The organism is Pseudomonas sp. NPDC087803, from assembly GCF_044742995.1.
GTDB lineage: Bacteria > Pseudomonadota > Gammaproteobacteria > Pseudomonadales > Pseudomonadaceae > Aquipseudomonas.
On sequence record NZ_JBIUVO010000001.1, the window covers coordinates 327,877 to 345,708 of the forward strand.

Here is a 17,832-nt window from a genome sequence, read left to right on the forward strand (position 1 = left end):
CGGTTATTCGTTGATACGCCGGGCGAGGCTGTTGGCGCTCTCGATCAGCACCCGGCGATAGTCGTCGTAATTGTTCTTTGCATCGGCCCGTGGGGCGACGATGCACAGGGTGCAGATGGCGATGCCGCTGGGGTCTTTGACCGGGGCGGCAAAGCAATGGGTGAAGGTGTCGGCCACGCTGTCGAACGAGAAGAAACCGTCGATGCCAGCCTGGCGGATCTCCGCCAGAAAGCGTTCCAGCGGCAGGCGTTCACCGTCGGGCAAGATGTAGTCGTCTTCGTCGATCAGGTCGATGATCTGCTGATCGCTCAAATGCGCCAGCAGCAGGCGCCCGGACGCAGTCCACGGGATCGGCGCGTTTTCGCCGATGTCGGAAGAAATACGGAAATGCCGCTCGCCCTCCTTCATCAGTGCCACCGTGTATTTGCGCCCGTTGAGCAGGCACATCTGCGCGGTTTCCCGGGTCTGGCTGACGATTTCCTGCAAGGCATGATCGGCCTCGCGACTGAGGTCGAAATGGCGCAGATGCGCCTGCCCGAGGAAGTACAACTGGCGACCGAGATAGACGTGACCGTCCTTGCCCACCGGCTCCAGAATCCGTCGTTCCAGCAGCGACGCCACCAGTTCGTAGACCGTGGATTTCGGGCTGCCGATGCCGTTGGCGATGTCGTTCGGACGCAGCGGCTGGCCGATCTCCTTGAGGAAATCGAGGATATCGAACGCCCGGTCCAGACCGCGGGCCCGGCGTTTGATGGTGTCTTCGGTCATGTCAGTACTCACTCAAAATTCCTCTGTAGGAGCTGCCGCAGGCTGCGATCTTTTGATCTTGCCTTAGTGGTGCATCCAAAATTGCCAAAAGATCGCAGCCTTCGGCAGCGCCTACAAGAGCCGGCGGAAGTCAGGCCTTTTTCTTGTAGGCGATGCAATCGATCTCGACCTTGCAATCGACCATCATGCTCGCCTGCACACAGGCCCGCGCCGGGGCGTGTTCCGGTTTGAAATACTCGCCGAAAACCTTGTTGAAACTGCTGAAATCCCGCGGGTCGTCCAGCCATACACCAGCGCGCACCACATCCTCCAGGCCATAACCGGCCTCTTCGAGAATCGCGATCAGGTTCTTCATGGTCTGGTGGGTCTGCTCGACGATGCCGCCAACGATGATCTCGCCATCCACCGCCGGCACCTGGCCGGACACGTGCAGCCAGCCATCCGCTTCAACGGCGCGCGCGAAGGGACGTGGCTGGCCGCCAGCGGCGGTGCTGCCGGTGCCGTATCGAGTAATGCTCATGGGTACTTCTCCTGATTACAAAGCAAAAATTAGAACCGCGTGCTCTTGAGAAACTCAGCCAGACGCGGTGATTGCGGGCGTTCGAACAGTTCCTTGGGAGGCCCCTGCTCTTCGATCCGCCCCTGATTCATGAACACGATCTTGTCCGAGACCTCGAAGGCGAAACGCATCTCGTGGGTCACCAGCAACATGGTCATGCCGTCTTCGGCGAGGCCCTTGATCACGTTCAGCACTTCACCGACCAACTCCGGATCGAGGGCCGAGGTGACTTCGTCGAACAGCATCAGGCTCGGGTTCATCGCAATCGCCCGGGCAATCGCCACGCGCTGCTGCTGACCGCCGGAAAGCTGTCCGGGAAAGTGATTGCGCCGTTCCAGCAGGCCGACCCGCTCCAGCCATTTTTCGGCCAGCACCACGGCTTCGTCCTTGTGCATCTTCTTCACTTTGAGCAGCCCGAGGGTGACGTTCTGCAACGCGGTCAGGTGCGGGAACAGGTTGAATTGCTGGAAGGCCATGCCGGTCATGGCGCGATGGCGGGCGATGACTTTTTCGGCGTGACGCACGCGTTTACCGCCGACCTCGTCATAGCCGATCGACTCGCCGTCGAGCAGGATCTGCCCGCCCTGAAACTCTTCGAGCATGTTCACGCAGCGCAGCAAGGTGGTCTTGCCCGACCCGCTGGAACCGATCAACGTCACGACGTTGCCGCGCTGCATGCTCAGGTCGACGCCCTTGAGCACTTCGACCGCGCCGTACTGTTTGTGCAGACCACGGATGTCCAGCAGCGGCTGACCGTTCTGAATGTTGGAAACTTGAGCTTGAGTCATGGCAGGGCCACCCGCTTTTCAATGTGCCGGCCGAGTAATTCGATGCCGTAGTTGATGACGAAGAACAGAAAACCGGCGAACAGATAAAACTCCAGAGTTATGAAGGTCCGGGCGATGATCTGTTGGGTGCTGAGCAGTAATTCGGCGACGCCGATCACCGAGAGCAAGGTCGAGGCCTTGACGATTTCGGTGGACGAGTTGACCCAGGTCGGCAGGATCTGCCGCAACGCCTGCGGCAACAGCACGTAACCGAGGGATTGATAAAACGTCAGGCCGATCGCCTTGCTCGCTTCCATCTGCCCGCGTGGCAAGGCCTGCAACGCACCGCGCACGATCTCGGCGACGTGCGAGCCGCAAAACAGCGTCAGGCCCAGCGCACCAGCCTGAAACGCGCTGATCTGCCAGCCCAGCGCCGGCGCCATGTAGAAGCAGGCCAGCACCAATACAAACACCGGCGTACCGCGAATAATGTCGACATAAAAGCGGAATGGCGCGCGCATCCAGAACTTGCCGTACGTCAGCACCAGACCGGTGACCACGCCGAGCAGCGTGCCGAACAGAATCGCCAGCGCCGACACTTGCACGCTGGTCAGAAAGCCTTGCAGCAACGTCTCGCGTGCCACCCACAATTCATGCAACCAACTGGGAGATTCGTACATCGCAGCCTCCTATCGGCGGATCGCCAGACGCTGCTCGAGGTAGCGCAGCAGCATGGCAATGAGGTAACAGGCCGCGACATACAACGCCGTGGTCACCAGCCAGGTTTCGATTACCCGGTAGCTCTCGACGTTGATCTTGCGCGCGTAATAGGTCAGCTCCGGCACCGCAATCGCGGCGGCCAGCGAGGTGTCCTTGAACAGCGAGATAAAGTTGTTCGACAGCGCCGGCAACACGTTGCGCAGCATCACCGGCACCGTGACGTAGGCCTTCACTTGCCATTCACCGAGACCGATTGCCAGCCCGGCTTCACGCTGGCCTTTGGGGATGCTCAGCAAACCGCCACGAAACACCTCGGTCAGATAGGCCCCGGCGTACAGCGACAAGGTGATGATGAACGACGGGATCTTGTCCAGACGGATCCCCAGGCTCGGCAAGGCAAAGTAAATCAACAGAATCAACACCAGAATCGGCGTGTTACGCACCACCGTGACGTACACCGAGGCCAGCACCCGCAAGGCGCGATGCTTAGAGAGCAAGGCAAACGCCATCAGCAGGCCGATCACGCAGCCGATGGCGATCGACACCAGCGCCAGTTCAAGGCCCAGACCGAGCCCCGCCAACAGGGTGTCGAAATCGCGCCACACGGCGGCAAAGTTCAACTGATAGTTCATGGTCAGCAGTACCTTGAGCGGGGCGATTTGTATCGCCCCACTCTCACGGGATCATTTGAATTCGACAGGGAAACCGATGGCCGGCGACGGCAGATCGACCCCGAACCATTGCTTGAAGGATGCCGCGTAAGTCGGGAACTCGACGCCGGTCATGGCTTCATGCAGGGCGGTGTTGACGAAATTCAGCCAGTCCTGATCGCCGCGTTTGACGGCGCAGGCGTAGGTCTGCGGGCTCCACGCGTAAGTCGGGCTGCGGTAGCGGCCAGGGTTCTGCACCATCAGGTATTTGACCGACGACTGATCGGTGGCAGCGGTGTCGGCACGGCCGGAGTTCACCGCCTGATACATCAGGTCGACGCTGTCGTACTGATCAACCTTGGCCTTGGGCAGCGCCTGATGCACCAATTCTTCGGCATAGACGTTTTGCAGCACGGCCACGGTAACGCTGTCGCCAGCGGCCTGCAGGTCTTCGATTTCCTTGTACTTGCTGTTGGCCGGCAGCAGCAGGCCAACGCCTTCGCGGTAGTACGGCAGGGTGAACGCCACTTGTTGCGCGCGGCTGGCGGTAACGGTGATGAACTGGCAGCTCATATCGACCTTGTCGGTCAGCAGATTGGGAATCCGCGCATCCGACGACTGCACGACGAACTCGACCTTGTTCGGATCATTGAACAAGCCCTTGGCCACCATCCTGGCGATGTCGATATCAAAGCCCTGCAACTTGCCGTCCGCCCCCTGAAAGTGCCACGGCGCATTGGTGCTGCCGGTGCCGACAATCAGCTTGCCCCGGGCCAGAACACTGTCGAGTTTGCTGTCGGCTGCCTGGGCCATGCCCATCACAGCGGACGAAGCCGCAAGAACAAAAACACACGCTTTGAACAACGAAGGACGGCGATGCATGGCAAGCACTCCAGGATGATGTTTATTCCGCTATACCGGAACACGGTTTGTTACTACGGAATAGACAGCAGAAAGTGTGCCACAGGAATCACCGGGAATCTGTAGGGAGGTAAAATGTTTTTGGAATCAACGGGATGCAGGAAATGTGAAAAATGGAGTCAGGTGCGGGTCCCGATGGGCTGCGCTACCTTAGGCTACAAATAGCGAGTAGCAGGTTCCCAGATGGAGCACGGATGGGCGGATTCGGTGCAATGCGATTGAAGTTCGGATTTGTCTCATAGGTCATCTAGCGAGACTTTAAAAAAGGGATCATTTTCTCGCTCCTCACACAGCGTGATCAGCTCCCGATCCTCTAGTTTATCCATTATCGCTTCATACTCCTTTTCAGACGCGCAATTGAAAACGGGCTCGATCCGATGAAGGACTACGACAGTTTTACTGTCACCAGCGGCGACGGTGGCAATGGGCTTTCGTTTCAATTCAGAAATTCTCGCTACGACATAACGAACGATATAAGCCCCACCTCCGTTTTCGGAGGAGTGAAAAAGGTATCACTTCCCGACATTCCACATTTCCGGGTTTCGTGTCGGTCGGTCCTTCAAAAAAGTGGGAAAAATCTCGCGAATCCACGGGCCACCTGTAATTTCTGACAGTAGACCGGTTCTGCACCCTCCTTTAACGTCATCGAACCTTCGAGGTCGTTGAAAAGGAGTTCTCAATGAGCGCTGCCAATACCATTTCCAATCTGGCCCCGGTTTACCGCAAAGCCCTGAAAACCTGGCGTCCGGTGATTCTGTACTTCGCCAATGAACACTGTCCCGCCTGCGAATGGGCCGGGCCGGTGTTTCGTGAGGTGGCCGAGCCGTATCGGCTCCGGGCGAACATTTACATGCTCAACACCAGCGAGGCGCCGCGCCACCCACTGGTCACAGGCACCCCGACCGTGCTGTTCTACAAGAACGGCAAACTGTTGAAAAAGCTCAAGGGCATCGGCACTCCAGAAACACTAAGTGAAGATTTCGCCCGGCACATCGGCAAAACCAAAGCGCCAGCAGTCATCCGCCCACCCCGGCATGATCTGGCCTGGCTGCGGCGCACCTTGCGCACACTCTGCACCGTCCCCCGCGCACATCGATGGAACTTTTCCTGAAAGTGCCACCTAAGAGCCATCAACCGATGGCACTTTCGTTCCAAATTATCGGTAACACACAAGCCTCGGGCCGGATTGGACAAGCTCCATTCCGGCTGCTTTTCTTTTATTTCTCGGCAAGCGAACACAGGCGTCAGGTGATTTAGCCCGGCGTTGCCATGTCCCAGGAGGGATCAATGTCTTTCAAAGTCATGATGGTTTTCGGTACTCGTCCGGAGGCCATCAAAATGGCCCCGTTAGCCCGGGTTCTGCGCCAGTGGCCCGACATCCAACTGAACATCTGCTCCACCGGCCAGCACCGTGAGATGCTCGCCCAGGTGCTCGACGCCTTTGAGCTGACGCTCGACGAAGACCTGCAAGTGATGACCCAGGGCCAGACCATCAACGGCCTCTCGCAGAACCTGCTGGGACAACTCGATCAAGCCTACGAACGCGCCAAGCCGGACATCGTGCTGGTACACGGCGACACCACTACCAGCTTCATCGCCGCCCTCGCCGCGTTCAATCGTCAGCTACCCATCGGCCACGTCGAAGCTGGCTTACGCACCGGCAACCTGCGCGCACCATGGCCTGAAGAGGCGAATCGACGCTTGACCGGTGTGATTGCCGACCTGCATTTCCCGCCAACCTCCAAGACCGCCGCCAACCTGCTTCGCGAAGGTGTGCCCGAGGACAATATCGAAATCACCGGAAATACTGTGATCGATGCCTTGCTGTGGATGCGCGATCACCAGCAACAAACCCACTGGCACCCAGCCGCCGACTCGCCGTTGGCTGTACTCGATGATCAACGCCGGATGATCCTGATCACCAGCCATCGCCGGGAAAATATCGGCGATGGCTTTCGCAACATCTGCCAGGCATTGGCAGAACTGGCCGAGCGTTATCCCGACGTTCAGTTCGTTTACCCGGTGCACCTCAACCCGCTGGTGCAGGAAGTGGTGTATGGCACGCTCTCGGACAAACCCAACATCTATCTGATCGCCCCGCAGGACTACCCGAACTTCGTGTGGCTGATGGGCCGAGCGCATTTCATCCTCACCGATTCCGGCGGCGTGCAGGAGGAAGCCCCGGCCATCGGCAAACCGCTACTGGTGCTACGCGATGTGACCGAACGGCCATCCGTGCTGGAAAGCGGCACCATGCTGCTGGTGGGGACCGACAAGTCCCGCATCGTCAAAGAGGCCAGCCAGTTGCTGGACGACCAGGACACCTACACCCGCATGAGCCGTGTGCACTTTCCCTACGGCGACGGCCACGCCAGCGAACTGATCGCCACCCGCCTCCACGCTTGGCTTAGCGCTCGCTCGGCGGCGGGTAGCGACGTATGAGTCTGGGTTGGGTCGACTTCTTTGCGTATGTGCTGTTTGGTCTTAAATATGTGGCGATCGCCCTCGCCCTGTTGATGTTCATCCTTGGTCTGGATGACCTGTTCATCGACCTTGTCTACTGGTTTCGCATTGATCCGGCGCTGGCGGATCTACGAAAAATTCGAGCGCGCGGACGAACAACGTCTCTACACCATCCCCGAAAAACCGCTGGCAATCATGGTGCCGGCGTGGAACGAAGTCGGTGTCGTCGGCGAAATGGCGCGATTGGCGGCCTCGACCATCGATTACGAAAACTATCAGATTTTCGTCGGCACCTACCCCAACGACGCCGAAACCCAGGCCGACGTCGACGCGGTCTGCCAGCACTACCCCAACGTGCACAAAGTGGTCTGCGCCCGCCCCGGCCCGACCAGCAAGGCCGATTGCCTGAACAACATCATCGACGCGATCCTGCGTTTTGAAAGCGAGGCGAAAATCCAGTTCGCCGGGTTCATCCTGCATGACGCCGAAGACGTGATTTCGCCGATGGAATTGCGCCTCTTCAACTACTTGCTGCCAAACAAGGATCTGATCCAGATTCCGGTCTACCCCTACGCGCCTGAGTGGAAAGGTTTTACCGCCGGGCACTATGTCGACGAATTCGCCGAGAACCACGGCAAGGACGTCATCGTCCGTGAAGCCCTGACCGGTCAGGTACCCAGCGCCGGGGTCGGCACTTGCTTCAGTCGAAAAGCCATCAGCGCCCTGCTCGAAGACGGTGACGGTATCGCGTTCGATGTACAGAGTCTCACCGAGGATTACGACATCGGCTTCCGCCTCAAGCAGAAAGGCATGAAGTGCATTTTTGCCCGTTACTCGGTCAGCGATCCGAAGCTGGCACTGGAGCAACCATGGATGTTCGGCATGAACCGCGAATTCTCCCAGGTGATCTGCGTGCGCGAGCACTTTCCCCGCGATCTGCAACACGCGATCCGGCAGAAGTCGCGCTGGATCGTCGGCATCGTCTTTCAGGGCACCAAGAACCTCGGCTGGAGCCGTAAGGGCCTGCTCAACTACTTCCTGTGGCGAGACCGTCGCGGGCTGATCGCCTATATGTTGAGTTTTCTGGTCAACCTGCTGTTCGTGGTCCTGATCGCGATGTGGCTGATCACCGTGATTTCCCCCGAATCGTGGCGTTATCCATCGATTCTCTCCGACAGTTCGCTGCTCTCGGCATTGCTTTGGCTCAACGGCTTCATGCTGCTCAACCGGCTGTTCCAGCGTGGCTGGTTTGTCACTCGCTATTACGGACTGGTGGAAGGTCTGCTCTCGGCTCCCCGCATGATGTGGAGCAACTTCGTCAACTTCTTCGCCAACCTGCGCGCACTGCGTCAGGTCATGGAAATGGGTGATTCGCGGCGCGTAGCCTGGGACAAGACTACCCATGAGTTCCCGGCATTGACCAAGGCCCAACGCACGCCACTGGGTCATCGACTGGTGGAAAAGGGCCTGCTCACCGAGGAGCAACTGGAAGCGGCGATCACCAGCCCGGTGCGTCGGCGTCTGGGCCGTGAACTGCTGCTGCGTGAGTACATCAACAGCACCCAACTGGTGCAGGAACTGGCCGAACAACTGGAGCTGGAATGGGCCCCGCTCAATCCGTTCAAGCTCGACCCGCGTCTGATCGAAGCCGTGCCGCGCCGGGTCGCTTCGCACTACGGCGTACTGCCGGTCGCCGAGGAAGGCGACACTCTGGTGCTCGCCTCCGAAGGCCCGGTCAGTCAGGTATCGCTCGGTGCGATCAGCCGTCAATTGAAACGCCCGGTGCGCTGCCGACTGGCACCGCAGGGGCGCGTGACGCTGGGGATTCGCTACTGGTACGCCAGCCCCCGGCAAAGTGAGGAAGTGCGTCACATGCTGCAAGTGCTTGAGCGCCATCAGGACGATGAAGACCTGCTGGAACGCGTCAGTCGCCATCAGGTACTGCTCGGCAACCTGCTGCAGGTGCGCGGCATGGTTCCGCCGACTCTGTTCAATCAAGCGCTGATCGATTTCGATGCGGAAAACATGTCCCTCGGTGAACACCTGATTTCCCGCGGCATGATCACTCAGGAAGTTCTACAGCAAGCCCTGGCCGATCAGGCCAGTGAACAACAAGCGGCTTACCGCATCGTCCGGGAGGTCGCATGAAACCAGTACATCGTCACACTTTATTGATGGGCAGCCTGCTGCTCGGCCTGAGCAGCGCCTACCCGCTGCAAGCCGCGCCGCTGAGCGATTTCGAACAGTTTCGCAGCTATCCCTACATGGACCGCAGCTATCGGGAAGCGAAGAAAGGCAACTGGAAAGAAGTCGAACGCCTGATGCGCCACCTGCTGGAAAAGGTCCCGAAGAACGACGAAGCGCGGGCTTTGCTGGTGGAATCGCTGGCTAAACAGCGGCGTTACAAGGACGCCGTTGAAGCCTTGCCGGCCAATGACAGCGAAGCCACGCTGGACTTGCGTCTGACCTGGATCGAACAGGATCCGCCGAGCAGCACTCAGGTCGAGCAATGGATGGCGACCAGCGACCTCAATGACCGCGTGCGCCTGTGGCAGGCCTACAGCCTGAGCCTGGCCAAATTCGGTGGCGCGGCCAAGGCCCACGACTGGCTGGCGCAACTGGCGCCCAGGGGCGATGACAACATCCTGCGTCTGGCCCGCGCCAACTGGTCCGAACAACTGCGTGACTGGAGTGGCACCATCGATCAGTTGGCCCCGCTCGCGGAACACAAGCAACTGGATGCCGAAGGCTGGCAACGTCTGGCCAACGCCTACGTGCAGCGTCTGGACGAAAAACCGTTGCAGCAACTGCTGCAACAGGCACCAAGCCCTGACGCCGCGCGCAAGGTACGTCTGGCGATGGTCGATCGCGCTATTGCCATGGGCCACGATCAACAGGCTCAGCGCTGGTTGCAGTCATTGCCCGCTGCGGATTTGGCGGATCCGACACAACGCCAGCGGCTGTGGGAACTGGCCCGGCAGACCGACGATGTGCCCACCGTGCAGCGCCTGAGCAACGACCTGCAGCGCCCCTGCCTGGAAACCGTCGACTGGCTGTCGCGCCACGATCCTGAAGCAGCGCTGACGCAGTTACGCAGTTGCCAGCCAACCGATGATCCCCAAGCGTGGCTGGTACTCGCTCAGCGCCTGCAAGCCACCGATTTGTTGCAAAGCACGACCTTGCCGCAGCCATGGGAAAACCGGCGACAGGCACAACTGCTCGATGTCTGGCAGGAACAGGGGCAGAGCAGCAAAGTCATGGTCTGGCTTGCGGGGCAGCCACAGACCCCGGCGGTAGTCAAACGCCGCGCGCAAGTGGCCCAAACCATGGGGCGTCGCACCGAGGAACAGACTCTGTGGGAATACCACTACCGTCAGACCGGCGATCTGGCTTCGCTGAATCAGGCCAGTTTCCTCGCTCTCAGTAGCGGTGATCGTGCCCACGCGCAGGATCTGCTGGAAAACGCCTATGACCGCTTCGGCGGTCGTCTGCCGGGCACTGCCCTGCAGCGTCTGGCCGGAATCTACGCGTCATCCAAGGACACCACGCCCGCACAACAGCGGCGGATGGCATCGCTGATCAGCCAGATTGACGGCGCCAGCCGTGGTCAACTGCTTGCGCAACTGGCGGAAAACGGTCAGTGCGATGTCGTGCAGCAAGCAATTGGCAGCCACCCGCAGGCCGCCGCCGATTATCGTGCGCTCGGCCGCTGTGCAATGCCGGACCGCCCCGGTGAAGCGGTGGTTTATTACCAACAGGCAGAAAAGCTCGGCGACCGCGGCAGCCGTCTGCCACTGGCCTATGCGCTGGAGGCCGCGGGTGACTCTGCTGGTGCCTTGGCGATCTGGCGCAGCATTCCCGCCGCCGAACTCAGCGACAACGCACGTTTGACCGCCAGCCGCAGTGCGCTGAATGCCGGTGATAGCCAGACTGCCGAGGGTTACTGGCAGCAAAGCGCAACTCGCGGTGCCAATGAATGGGCACTCGGCGCAGCGATTGCCGATGCCCGTGGCTACCACGCTCAGGCGTTGCAGCGCCAACGTCAGGCCTTGCAGCAAGCGCCGGATGCCGGGCATTTCTATGCCGCTTCCGTCACTGCACAAAAGGCTGGCGACATGCCGCAAAGCAATGCCTGGCTGGCGGAAGCGGTGCGTCGCGATCCGAACAACCCGCGTTACCGCGCCGATTACGGCATGCGCCTGTCCGGCGCGCCGACTCGCGAAGAACGCGCCCGGGCGATTCCGTACCTGCAGCAGGCGACCCGGGATTTCCCCGAGGATTATCGTCTCGGCGAAACCCTGGCCTGGCGCTATGACGAAGTAGAGGACAGCGCCTCGGCGCGCAAGGAATTGCGCCGAATAATCGATCTGGAACAAAACCCGGTAGCCGCCGACGATGAAGACGGCAGTATGGAAGCCCGGCGCTATCGCCAGCGTCGCGCCCACGAAACGCTCTCACGGCGTGACAGTTTCACCCTCGCCAGCACCTGGTCGCCAGCCGGTGTTTCGACCAACGATTTCCTGCGCGACGACAACAGCAAAGGTACACGCCGCAGTGCCAGCTCGCAGAACGTGCAAGTAGCGATGTGGGACCATGCGCTGGGTGAAGAACCCAGCCGCGCGGGCAGCACGCTGTCGGTCTACGGGCGGGTTTTGCTCGGTGGTCAGAGTCGCTCCAGCTACGCTGAATCCGCCGCAGCGGGTGTCGGCCTGCGCTACAAACCGTGGGGCACGCAGAACATCAACCTCTACGCCGAAATCTACAAGCAGAGCCAGTTCGATGATCAAGACAATCATGGCCTGAGCCTCGGACAGATGATCAACCCGCACAAGCTCTCGGATCAGCTCGACGATCATCGTCAGGACGGCCACACCACTACCGATTACCTGCTGCGCGCCACGGCCTCGTTCCTCGATCAGGGCCAGTACCGCAATGACTGGCGTGTCGATGAAAGCGATTGGGATGAGCGCTTTCTCTATCTTGATGCCGCATGGTGGACCAAGGCTGGCGATCACCAGTGGTTGTCGCGTTTCCAGCAAGGTCATGCGTGGAAGCTGCCATCCAACTCCGCGCAAACGATCATGCCGTATGGCTTCCTCGAATTTGCCAGTCAGGACCCGAGCAACGACTGGCGTCAGGACCTGCGCACCGGTGTCGGTCTGCGCTGGCAATGGTGGTATGACGATGACCGCTACAACGCTTACCGTTCGAAACTGACAGTGCGCACCGAGTACCAGCAATCGCTGGGCGGCAATCTGTACGACGGCGGCAACGGTGTGCTGCTGGGCGTGGAGTGGAATTTCTGATGGCGCGCTGGATGATGTTTTTCTGTCTGCTGCTTGGCGCAGTTGTCGTACGTGCCGACGAGCGCGTGTTTTACCAACCGCTGAATGTCGATGCCAGCCTCAGTCAGGCTCAGTGGCAGCAAATCTGGCAAGACACTGCGCGTCAGGGTGCCCGCACCGTGATCGTGCAGTGGACAGCCTATGGTGATTCGGACTTTGGCGGCGCCAACGGCTGGCTCGCCAACAGTCTGAAACTGGCGCAACAACAAGGCTTGCAACTGGTGCTCGGGCTGAAGATGGATCCGGCCTATTACCAGCGCATCGACGAACTCGACAGTGCCGGTCTCGCCACCTACTGGCAAGCACAGTTGGGTCAGTCACTGGCGCAACAGCAAACACTGCGCAAGGACTGGAAATTGCCTGTCAGTGGCTGGTATTTGCCGATGGAACTGGATGACTTCCACTTCCTGGCGGCCGATCGCCGAGCCACGTTGCAACGACAGCTCAAGGCTTTCGCCGGCAAGCTCGACGCACCGCTGCACATCAGTGCGTTCAGCGCCGGCAAACTCGCACCGACGGTTAATGGGCAATGGCTGGGCGAGCTGAGTGGCACCGATATTCAGGTGTGGTGGCAGGATGGCGCAGGCACGGGAAAACTGTCGCCACTGGTGCGCGACGGCTATGCCAGTGCTCTGCCTTGCTCCGTGGGCATCGTGCGCGAGGCGTTCCGTCAAGTCAGTGTCGAAGGCCAGCCGTTTCGTGCCGAACCTGCGGTGCCCGATGCGGCATCCACCGGCTGTCACGTCAACGCTGTGTTTTCCCTGCGTTACCGCCCTTGGGGTCGGGTGATCCTCGACAACCAGCGCAAACAGCAAGGCAGCAATGTACAAACTCGTTGAAGAGCAGGTACTGAAAAAAACCGCGCCCGCCCAGTTGCGGGCCGAGTTCATCCAGCATGAATTCGAACGCCTGCACACTTTCAGCCTGCTGATCTACGTCGCGAGTTTCGCCATCTGGCTGGTGTTCGATCTGGTCGTCAGTTTCCTCGGCGAACAGGGATTCACCTGGCGCTCGATGGCCTTCATCACTTTTTTTTCAACGTTGACCGTCGTAATGGGGTTCACCCACAAGGCTCGCCATTTCGACGTAATCACGCTGCTGTTCGTACTGGGCCTGACCGTGGGCGTGCGGCTGATCATCACCGGCGTCCCGCTCGCGGTTCACAGCTCCTGGCTGGTGCTCGCGGCGGCGAGCATGCTCTACAGCGTATCGGTGCTGCCACTGAGTCGCTGGGCATTTTTCGCGACGCAAGCCATCATCTGGCTGGTACTCAACCCGTTCATCAATACCCCCACCACCCTGATTGAACTCAGGGGCGTGATGACCGCCTGCTACAGCGTGTTTCTCTGCTCGTTGAGCATCTACACCTTCCTCAAACTGCGTGAGGCCAAGCTCTACAACTACATCATGTCCCGGCTGCTGCTGGATCAGGCCTATAACGACACGCTGACCGAAATCCCCAACCGTCGATCGTTCATGACAGTGGCGCAAAACCATTTGAAAACGGTTCCTCGCGAGCACGACCATTACCTGGCGATGATCGACATCGATAACTTCAAGAAAGTGAATGATGTGTACGGTCACGACATTGGCGATGAAGTGCTGAAACGCGTGGCAGCCGATATCAAAACGGTGATGGCACAGCACGATTTCGCGCGCCTGGGTGGTGAGGAATTTGCGATTTATCTGGCGGGTGTGCGCCGCGAGGATGTCGAGGCGCTGGCTGGCGAGTTGTGCCGAGTGGTTCGCGAGCAACCGACACAGCACCCGGTCACGATCAGCATGGGAGTGGCCCGGGTGGAGGATGGCGACACCTTGAATCAGGCACTGGTCAAGGCGGATGACGCGCTGTATGAGTCAAAGCATACGGGCAAGGATCGCTTTACCTTTCATCAGTGATTTTGTGGCGCAGGACAGATTGCATTCGCGAGCAGGCTCGCTCCCACTCTGGAACACATTCCACAGTGGGAGCGAGCCTGCTCGCGAAAGGAGCGCCCAAGGATTACTCGGTTTCACGCACCAACAACACCCGCGTCACCCGCCGCTCTTCCACGGCCACCACGGTCATCTGCCAACCTTCGTACTGCAGGCGATCCCCCTTCATCGGCAAGCGATCCAGCAGGCTCATCACCAGCCCGGCCAGCGTTTGGTAATCCTCTGTTGGCTGCGCACCGAACCCGGTACGTTGGCGAACACGAGTCAGGTTCAACGCACCATTGACGATGAACCCACCCTGCTCCTCGATCACGTCCGGGCCTTCGATTTCGCTGGCATCGGGCAATTCGCCGGCAATCGACTCGAGGATATCGGTCATGGTCAACACGCCGACGAAGTCACCGAATTCGTTGACCACGAAGGCGATGTGAGTCGAAGCCGCGCGCATCTGCTCCAGCGCATTGAGGATCGAATAGCTGTCGAGCAGGTTGATGGTCTTGCGCGCCAGGTGTTCCAGGTTCGGTTCGACACCAGCCAGGTATTCCTTGAGCAGTTCCTTCTTGTGCACGAAGCCCAGTGGCTCATCCACCGCGCCGTCGCGAATCAGCGGCAGACGCGAATACGACGAGTGCATCAGTTTTGTGCGAATCGTCTCGGCGTCGTCGGCCAGATCGATGGTGTCGACGTCGGCACGCACGGTCATCAGGTTCCGGATCGGCCGCTCGGCCAGTTGCAGCACGCCACTGATCATCACTCGCTCGCGGCGGTCGAACAGCTCCATACCTGGGGCTTCGCTGTCATCCAGCAGGTCGGAGATTTCCTCGCCGACCTCCTCCACCTCCAGCTTGCGCCCGCCCAGCAGGCGCATCACCGCGTGGGCCGTGCGTTCACGTATGGGGCGCAGGCCTTGCATCGAGCGTTTGCGTCGGGCCCGGGCGATCTGGTTGAACACTTCGATCAGGATCGAGAAACCAATCGCCGCGTAGAGATAGCCTTTCGGGATGTGGAAGCCCAGGCCTTCGGCCGTCAGGGCGAAACCGATCATCATCAGGAAGCCCAGACACAGCATGATCACCGTCGGGTGCGCATTGACGAAGCGGGTCAGCGGTTTGCTGGCGACGATCATCAGACCGATGGAAATGATCACCGCGATCATCATCACCGCCAGTTCATCAACCATGCCGACTGCGGTGATGACCGCGTCCAGCGAGAACACCGCGTCCAGCACGACGATCTGCGCGACGATCGGCCAGAACAGCGCGTAAGCGGCATTGGTCGAACGCTGGCCGACGTGGCCTTCGAGTCGTTCGTGCAGCTCCATGGTGGCCTTGAACAACAGGAATACACCACCGAACAGCATGATCAGGTCACGGCCGGAGAAGCTCTTGTCGAACACCTCGAACAACGGCTGCGTGAGGGTGACCAGCCAGGAAATACTCGCCAACAGGCCCAGACGCATGATCAGCGCCAGCGACAGGCCGATGATCCGCGCGCGATCGCGCTGATGCGGCGGCAGTTTGTCCGCCAGGATCGCGATAAACACCAGGTTGTCGATACCCAGCACCAGTTCCAGCACGATCAGAGTCAACAAGCCTAACCAGGCCGTCGGATCCGCTAACCATTCCATAAATGTCTCGATCTCTCTTCAGTGAATTCAGGCTGCCGGACACGGCAAGGCGCAACGCGAAGGCTCTGAAGCCGCGTTGACAACGATAGTCGGGAGTCGGAAAACCGGATGCTGCGAGTGCGTCAAGACCGCGCCATGGCGCGTGGAGAACGTACGACTGGGAGGCTCCAAGAGGGTGTTCATGCAAGTCCTGAATGAAAAATGGCCTTGGAGCGTACAGGCTCAAGGCACATTTTCTACAGCGGCAAATCATTTCAAAATCTGTAAGAGCACAAGAAATGTGTTTTTCCTGTTGGCCCTTTCGCGAGCAAGCCCGCTCCCACAGGGGTTATTCGTCGGACGCAAGTTCTGAGTTCAAAGAGGGGCCAATGTGGGAGCGGGCTTGCTCGCGAAGGGGTCATCAAACACGCCACATCATCGTCCGGCAAAGCGCAACCGCGACAACTGCCGCAAATCCCCTTCCACGTAGTAATCATTGGTCCAGCTGTCATCCACCGCCAGCGGACTCACCTGTTTCAGCTCCAGCTTCTTCGCGAAATAGCGAAAGCGGTAATGCTCATAGAAGCGCAGCAATTCCAGGCCATAACGATCGGCCAGATCGGTATCGCCTCGGATGATCAGGTAGTTCTCGTCGTTACCGTTGCTGGCCGAAGTGCTGAGGTTGTGGCTGCCGCTGATGATGGTTGGCGCGTCTGTGGTGAAGTCGGTGACCACGGCCTTGGTGTGCACCAACAGGTTACCCTTCTGGCCTTTCATGTTTTCTTTCAGCCAGCCTTCCAGCCCAGTATTGAGCAAAGCTGTGGCGGCGAACTCGGCGGTACGGTCGGCGTGAAACCCAGTAATGCTGCTCGCGGTGTTTTGCAGGCCGTAACGCAGGATGTCGTCATGCGGTTTGCCGAGCAGCGCGTTGAGGATTGCGTCCGGCAAACTGAACGCCGTAACGAACAACACATCCTTTTTTGCTGCCTCGATGATCTCGACAAACTCATGCAAATCGCCGCCACCGCTGCGGGGCGAGAATCCGGCGAACAGCGGCTGCGTCGGGTCCATCGGATTATGCTCGGTGATCCAGCTGCGCGTCGCAGCGACGTCGGCGGGGTTGGCCCAGACCTCTTCGAAGGTTTGCAAGTAGCGCGTGGCAATCGTCACGTCGTCGAGCGTATGCACCACGTTGGCCTGGCGATAAACGCCGTTGGCGGTGAAATTGGTGCTGCCGCACAGCACCGCCTGCGGTTGCCGCTGACCACCGCCATCGACGCGGCTGAGAACCATGAATTTGTCGTGGAAGATGTTATGGGTGACCCGGCCGCGCTTGTTTGCCGCCGGTAACCTGGCAAGGTTCGCTTCATTCAGGGTCGTATCCGGATCATCAGGCTGGGCGTGATACAGCACGCGCACCTGAACCCCGCGTTCGAACGCCGCATTCACCGCGTCAATGATCGCCTGCAACTGGTACTCGTAGATCGCGATGTCCAGCGCCCACTGCGCGTCCTTGGCGCGTTCGATAAAGCCGAGCAAACGCTCCAGCAATCCATTCTCGAGCCACAGCCGCGCCGGGTCGGGCCAGGCTTCGATGGGCAGGTTCTTGTTGGCGCTGATCTGCGCGTCGAGGTCGGGAAACTTGCGCTGGAACGCCTGACTGGCGGCCACGGCGCGATTGAAAATCACGCTCTGGTTGACCGGATGGCCGTCGTCACTGGTGATGCTCAGTTCCAGCGATTCGCCCAGCTGCGGCGCGTCCGCCGTGCCGTAGGCCAAGTGCACGCGATAGTGCATCGTCGTGCCCGGATTGACCGCGTAATCGGCCCAGCGAAATTTCTGCAACGGTGCCTTATCGCTGGGCGTGGCGTGGTACTGGGGAAAGGTGTGGGCCTTGCCGGGAAACGTCAGGCTGTTGAACAGGAACAGCCACGGCTTGTCGCCCTGCTGCTTCTCGATGGCAAAGCCGAGCAGGCCTTTGCGCCGGGGTTCGGCCAGATCCATGGCAAGTAACACGCCGTTGGTGCCGGCGTAGGCTTTGACGCGAAAATCGTCCTGAGGATTGGCGACCAGTACCCGCATGATTCACTCCTTGTGA

Annotated in this window: 13 protein-coding genes and 1 pseudogene; 6 read left to right on the top strand and 8 right to left on the bottom strand. The window is 59.7% G+C overall.

What is annotated here, in order from left to right:
* Positions 1-3: 3 nt before the first annotated feature.
* From ACIOUG_RS01415 to ACIOUG_RS01440, 6 genes are all read right to left on the bottom strand, one after another.
* A complete protein-coding gene (locus ACIOUG_RS01415; RefSeq protein ID WP_007965122.1) occupies positions 4-768 on the bottom strand; it encodes an IclR family transcriptional regulator in 765 nt (254 codons plus the stop codon).
* A gap of 130 nt (positions 769-898) precedes the next feature.
* Positions 899-1,288: a RidA family protein gene (locus ACIOUG_RS01420; RefSeq protein ID WP_007912330.1), complete on the bottom strand. Its 390-nt coding sequence runs from the start codon at positions 1,286-1,288 to the stop codon at positions 899-901.
* A gap of 29 nt (positions 1,289-1,317) precedes the next feature.
* A complete protein-coding gene (locus tag ACIOUG_RS01425) occupies positions 1,318-2,115 on the bottom strand; it encodes an amino acid ABC transporter ATP-binding protein (protein WP_401061927.1) in 798 nt (265 codons plus the stop codon).
* Positions 2,112-2,774, bottom strand: coding sequence for an amino acid ABC transporter permease (locus tag ACIOUG_RS01430; protein WP_401061929.1), 663 nt, complete (start codon positions 2,772-2,774; stop codon positions 2,112-2,114). Before ACIOUG_RS01430 ends, ACIOUG_RS01425 begins: the two co-directional genes overlap by 4 nt.
* Before the next feature lie 9 nt (positions 2,775-2,783).
* Complete coding sequence (locus ACIOUG_RS01435; protein ID WP_003225455.1) at positions 2,784-3,446, bottom strand: amino acid ABC transporter permease; 663 nt, start codon at positions 3,444-3,446, stop codon at positions 2,784-2,786.
* Between the two features lie 51 nt (positions 3,447-3,497).
* On the bottom strand, positions 3,498-4,346 hold the full coding sequence (locus ACIOUG_RS01440; RefSeq protein ID WP_401061931.1) for a transporter substrate-binding domain-containing protein: 849 nt from the start codon (positions 4,344-4,346) through the stop codon (positions 3,498-3,500).
* A gap of 718 nt (positions 4,347-5,064) precedes the next feature.
* On the opposite strand from ACIOUG_RS01440, the gene ACIOUG_RS01445 reads away from it, so the two are divergent.
* From ACIOUG_RS01445 to ACIOUG_RS01470, 6 genes and pseudogenes are all read left to right on the top strand, one after another.
* Positions 5,065-5,496: a thioredoxin domain-containing protein gene (locus tag ACIOUG_RS01445; protein ID WP_401061933.1), complete on the top strand. Its 432-nt coding sequence runs from the start codon at positions 5,065-5,067 to the stop codon at positions 5,494-5,496.
* A 176-nt stretch (positions 5,497-5,672) separates the two neighbouring features.
* Complete coding sequence (gene wecB / locus ACIOUG_RS01450; protein WP_401061935.1) at positions 5,673-6,827, top strand: non-hydrolyzing UDP-N-acetylglucosamine 2-epimerase; 1,155 nt, start codon at positions 5,673-5,675, stop codon at positions 6,825-6,827.
* Positions 6,824-8,996, top strand: a pseudogene (gene nrfB, locus ACIOUG_RS01455) (cyclic di-3',5'-guanylate-activated glycosyltransferase NrfB). The gene wecB and the pseudogene nrfB overlap by 4 nt, the downstream one beginning before the upstream one ends.
* Positions 8,993-12,154, top strand: coding sequence for a phage receptor (locus tag ACIOUG_RS01460; RefSeq protein WP_401061937.1), 3,162 nt, complete (start codon positions 8,993-8,995; stop codon positions 12,152-12,154). The pseudogene nrfB and the gene ACIOUG_RS01460 overlap by 4 nt, the downstream one beginning before the upstream one ends.
* The gene (locus ACIOUG_RS01465) at positions 12,154-13,032 is read left to right on the top strand and encodes a DUF4434 family protein (protein ID WP_401061939.1); all 879 of its coding nucleotides are present in this window, start codon (positions 12,154-12,156) and stop codon (positions 13,030-13,032) included. The genes ACIOUG_RS01460 and ACIOUG_RS01465 overlap by 1 nt, the downstream gene beginning before the upstream one ends.
* Positions 13,016-14,092 carry a GGDEF domain-containing protein gene (locus tag ACIOUG_RS01470; protein ID WP_401061940.1) on the top strand — a complete coding sequence of 359 codons (1,077 nt, stop codon included), beginning with the start codon at positions 13,016-13,018 and terminating at the stop codon, positions 14,090-14,092. Before ACIOUG_RS01465 ends, ACIOUG_RS01470 begins: the two co-directional genes overlap by 17 nt.
* Positions 14,093-14,195: 103 nt before the next feature.
* Here the strand turns inward: ACIOUG_RS01470 and ACIOUG_RS01475 are convergent, their stop codons facing one another.
* Complete coding sequence (locus ACIOUG_RS01475; RefSeq protein WP_401061942.1) at positions 14,196-15,755, bottom strand: transporter associated domain-containing protein; 1,560 nt, start codon at positions 15,753-15,755, stop codon at positions 14,196-14,198.
* Positions 15,756-16,169: 414 nt separating this feature from the next.
* The gene (locus ACIOUG_RS01480; RefSeq protein WP_401061944.1) at positions 16,170-17,816 is read right to left on the bottom strand and encodes a phospholipase D-like domain-containing protein; all 1,647 of its coding nucleotides are present in this window, start codon (positions 17,814-17,816) and stop codon (positions 16,170-16,172) included.
* Positions 17,817-17,832: the final 16 nt, after the last annotated feature.

Bases quoted from the DNA above. Each gene is read 5' to 3' on its own strand.
- wecB (WP_401061935.1), top strand. From the start codon at position 5,673: ATGTCTTTCAAAGTCATGATGGTTTTCGGTACTCGTCCGGAGGCCATC.
- ACIOUG_RS01435 (WP_003225455.1), bottom strand. From the start codon at position 3,446: ATGAACTATCAGTTGAACTTTGCCGCCGTGTGGCGCGATTTCGACACC.
- ACIOUG_RS01460 (WP_401061937.1), top strand. From the start codon at position 8,993: ATGAAACCAGTACATCGTCACACTTTATTGATGGGCAGCCTGCTGCTC.
- ACIOUG_RS01480 (WP_401061944.1), bottom strand. From the start codon at position 17,816: ATGCGGGTACTGGTCGCCAATCCTCAGGACGATTTTCGCGTCAAAGCC.
- ACIOUG_RS01440 (WP_401061931.1), bottom strand. From the start codon at position 4,346: ATGCATCGCCGTCCTTCGTTGTTCAAAGCGTGTGTTTTTGTTCTTGCG.
- ACIOUG_RS01430 (WP_401061929.1), bottom strand. From the start codon at position 2,774: ATGTACGAATCTCCCAGTTGGTTGCATGAATTGTGGGTGGCACGCGAG.
- ACIOUG_RS01475 (WP_401061942.1), bottom strand. From the start codon at position 15,755: ATGGAATGGTTAGCGGATCCGACGGCCTGGTTAGGCTTGTTGACTCTG.
- ACIOUG_RS01465 (WP_401061939.1), top strand. From the start codon at position 12,154: ATGGCGCGCTGGATGATGTTTTTCTGTCTGCTGCTTGGCGCAGTTGTC.
- ACIOUG_RS01415 (WP_007965122.1), bottom strand. From the start codon at position 768: ATGACCGAAGACACCATCAAACGCCGGGCCCGCGGTCTGGACCGGGCG.
- ACIOUG_RS01425 (WP_401061927.1), bottom strand. From the start codon at position 2,115: ATGACTCAAGCTCAAGTTTCCAACATTCAGAACGGTCAGCCGCTGCTG.
- ACIOUG_RS01445 (WP_401061933.1), top strand. From the start codon at position 5,065: ATGAGCGCTGCCAATACCATTTCCAATCTGGCCCCGGTTTACCGCAAA.
- ACIOUG_RS01470 (WP_401061940.1), top strand. From the start codon at position 13,016: ATGTACAAACTCGTTGAAGAGCAGGTACTGAAAAAAACCGCGCCCGCC.
- ACIOUG_RS01420 (WP_007912330.1), bottom strand. From the start codon at position 1,288: ATGAGCATTACTCGATACGGCACCGGCAGCACCGCCGCTGGCGGCCAG.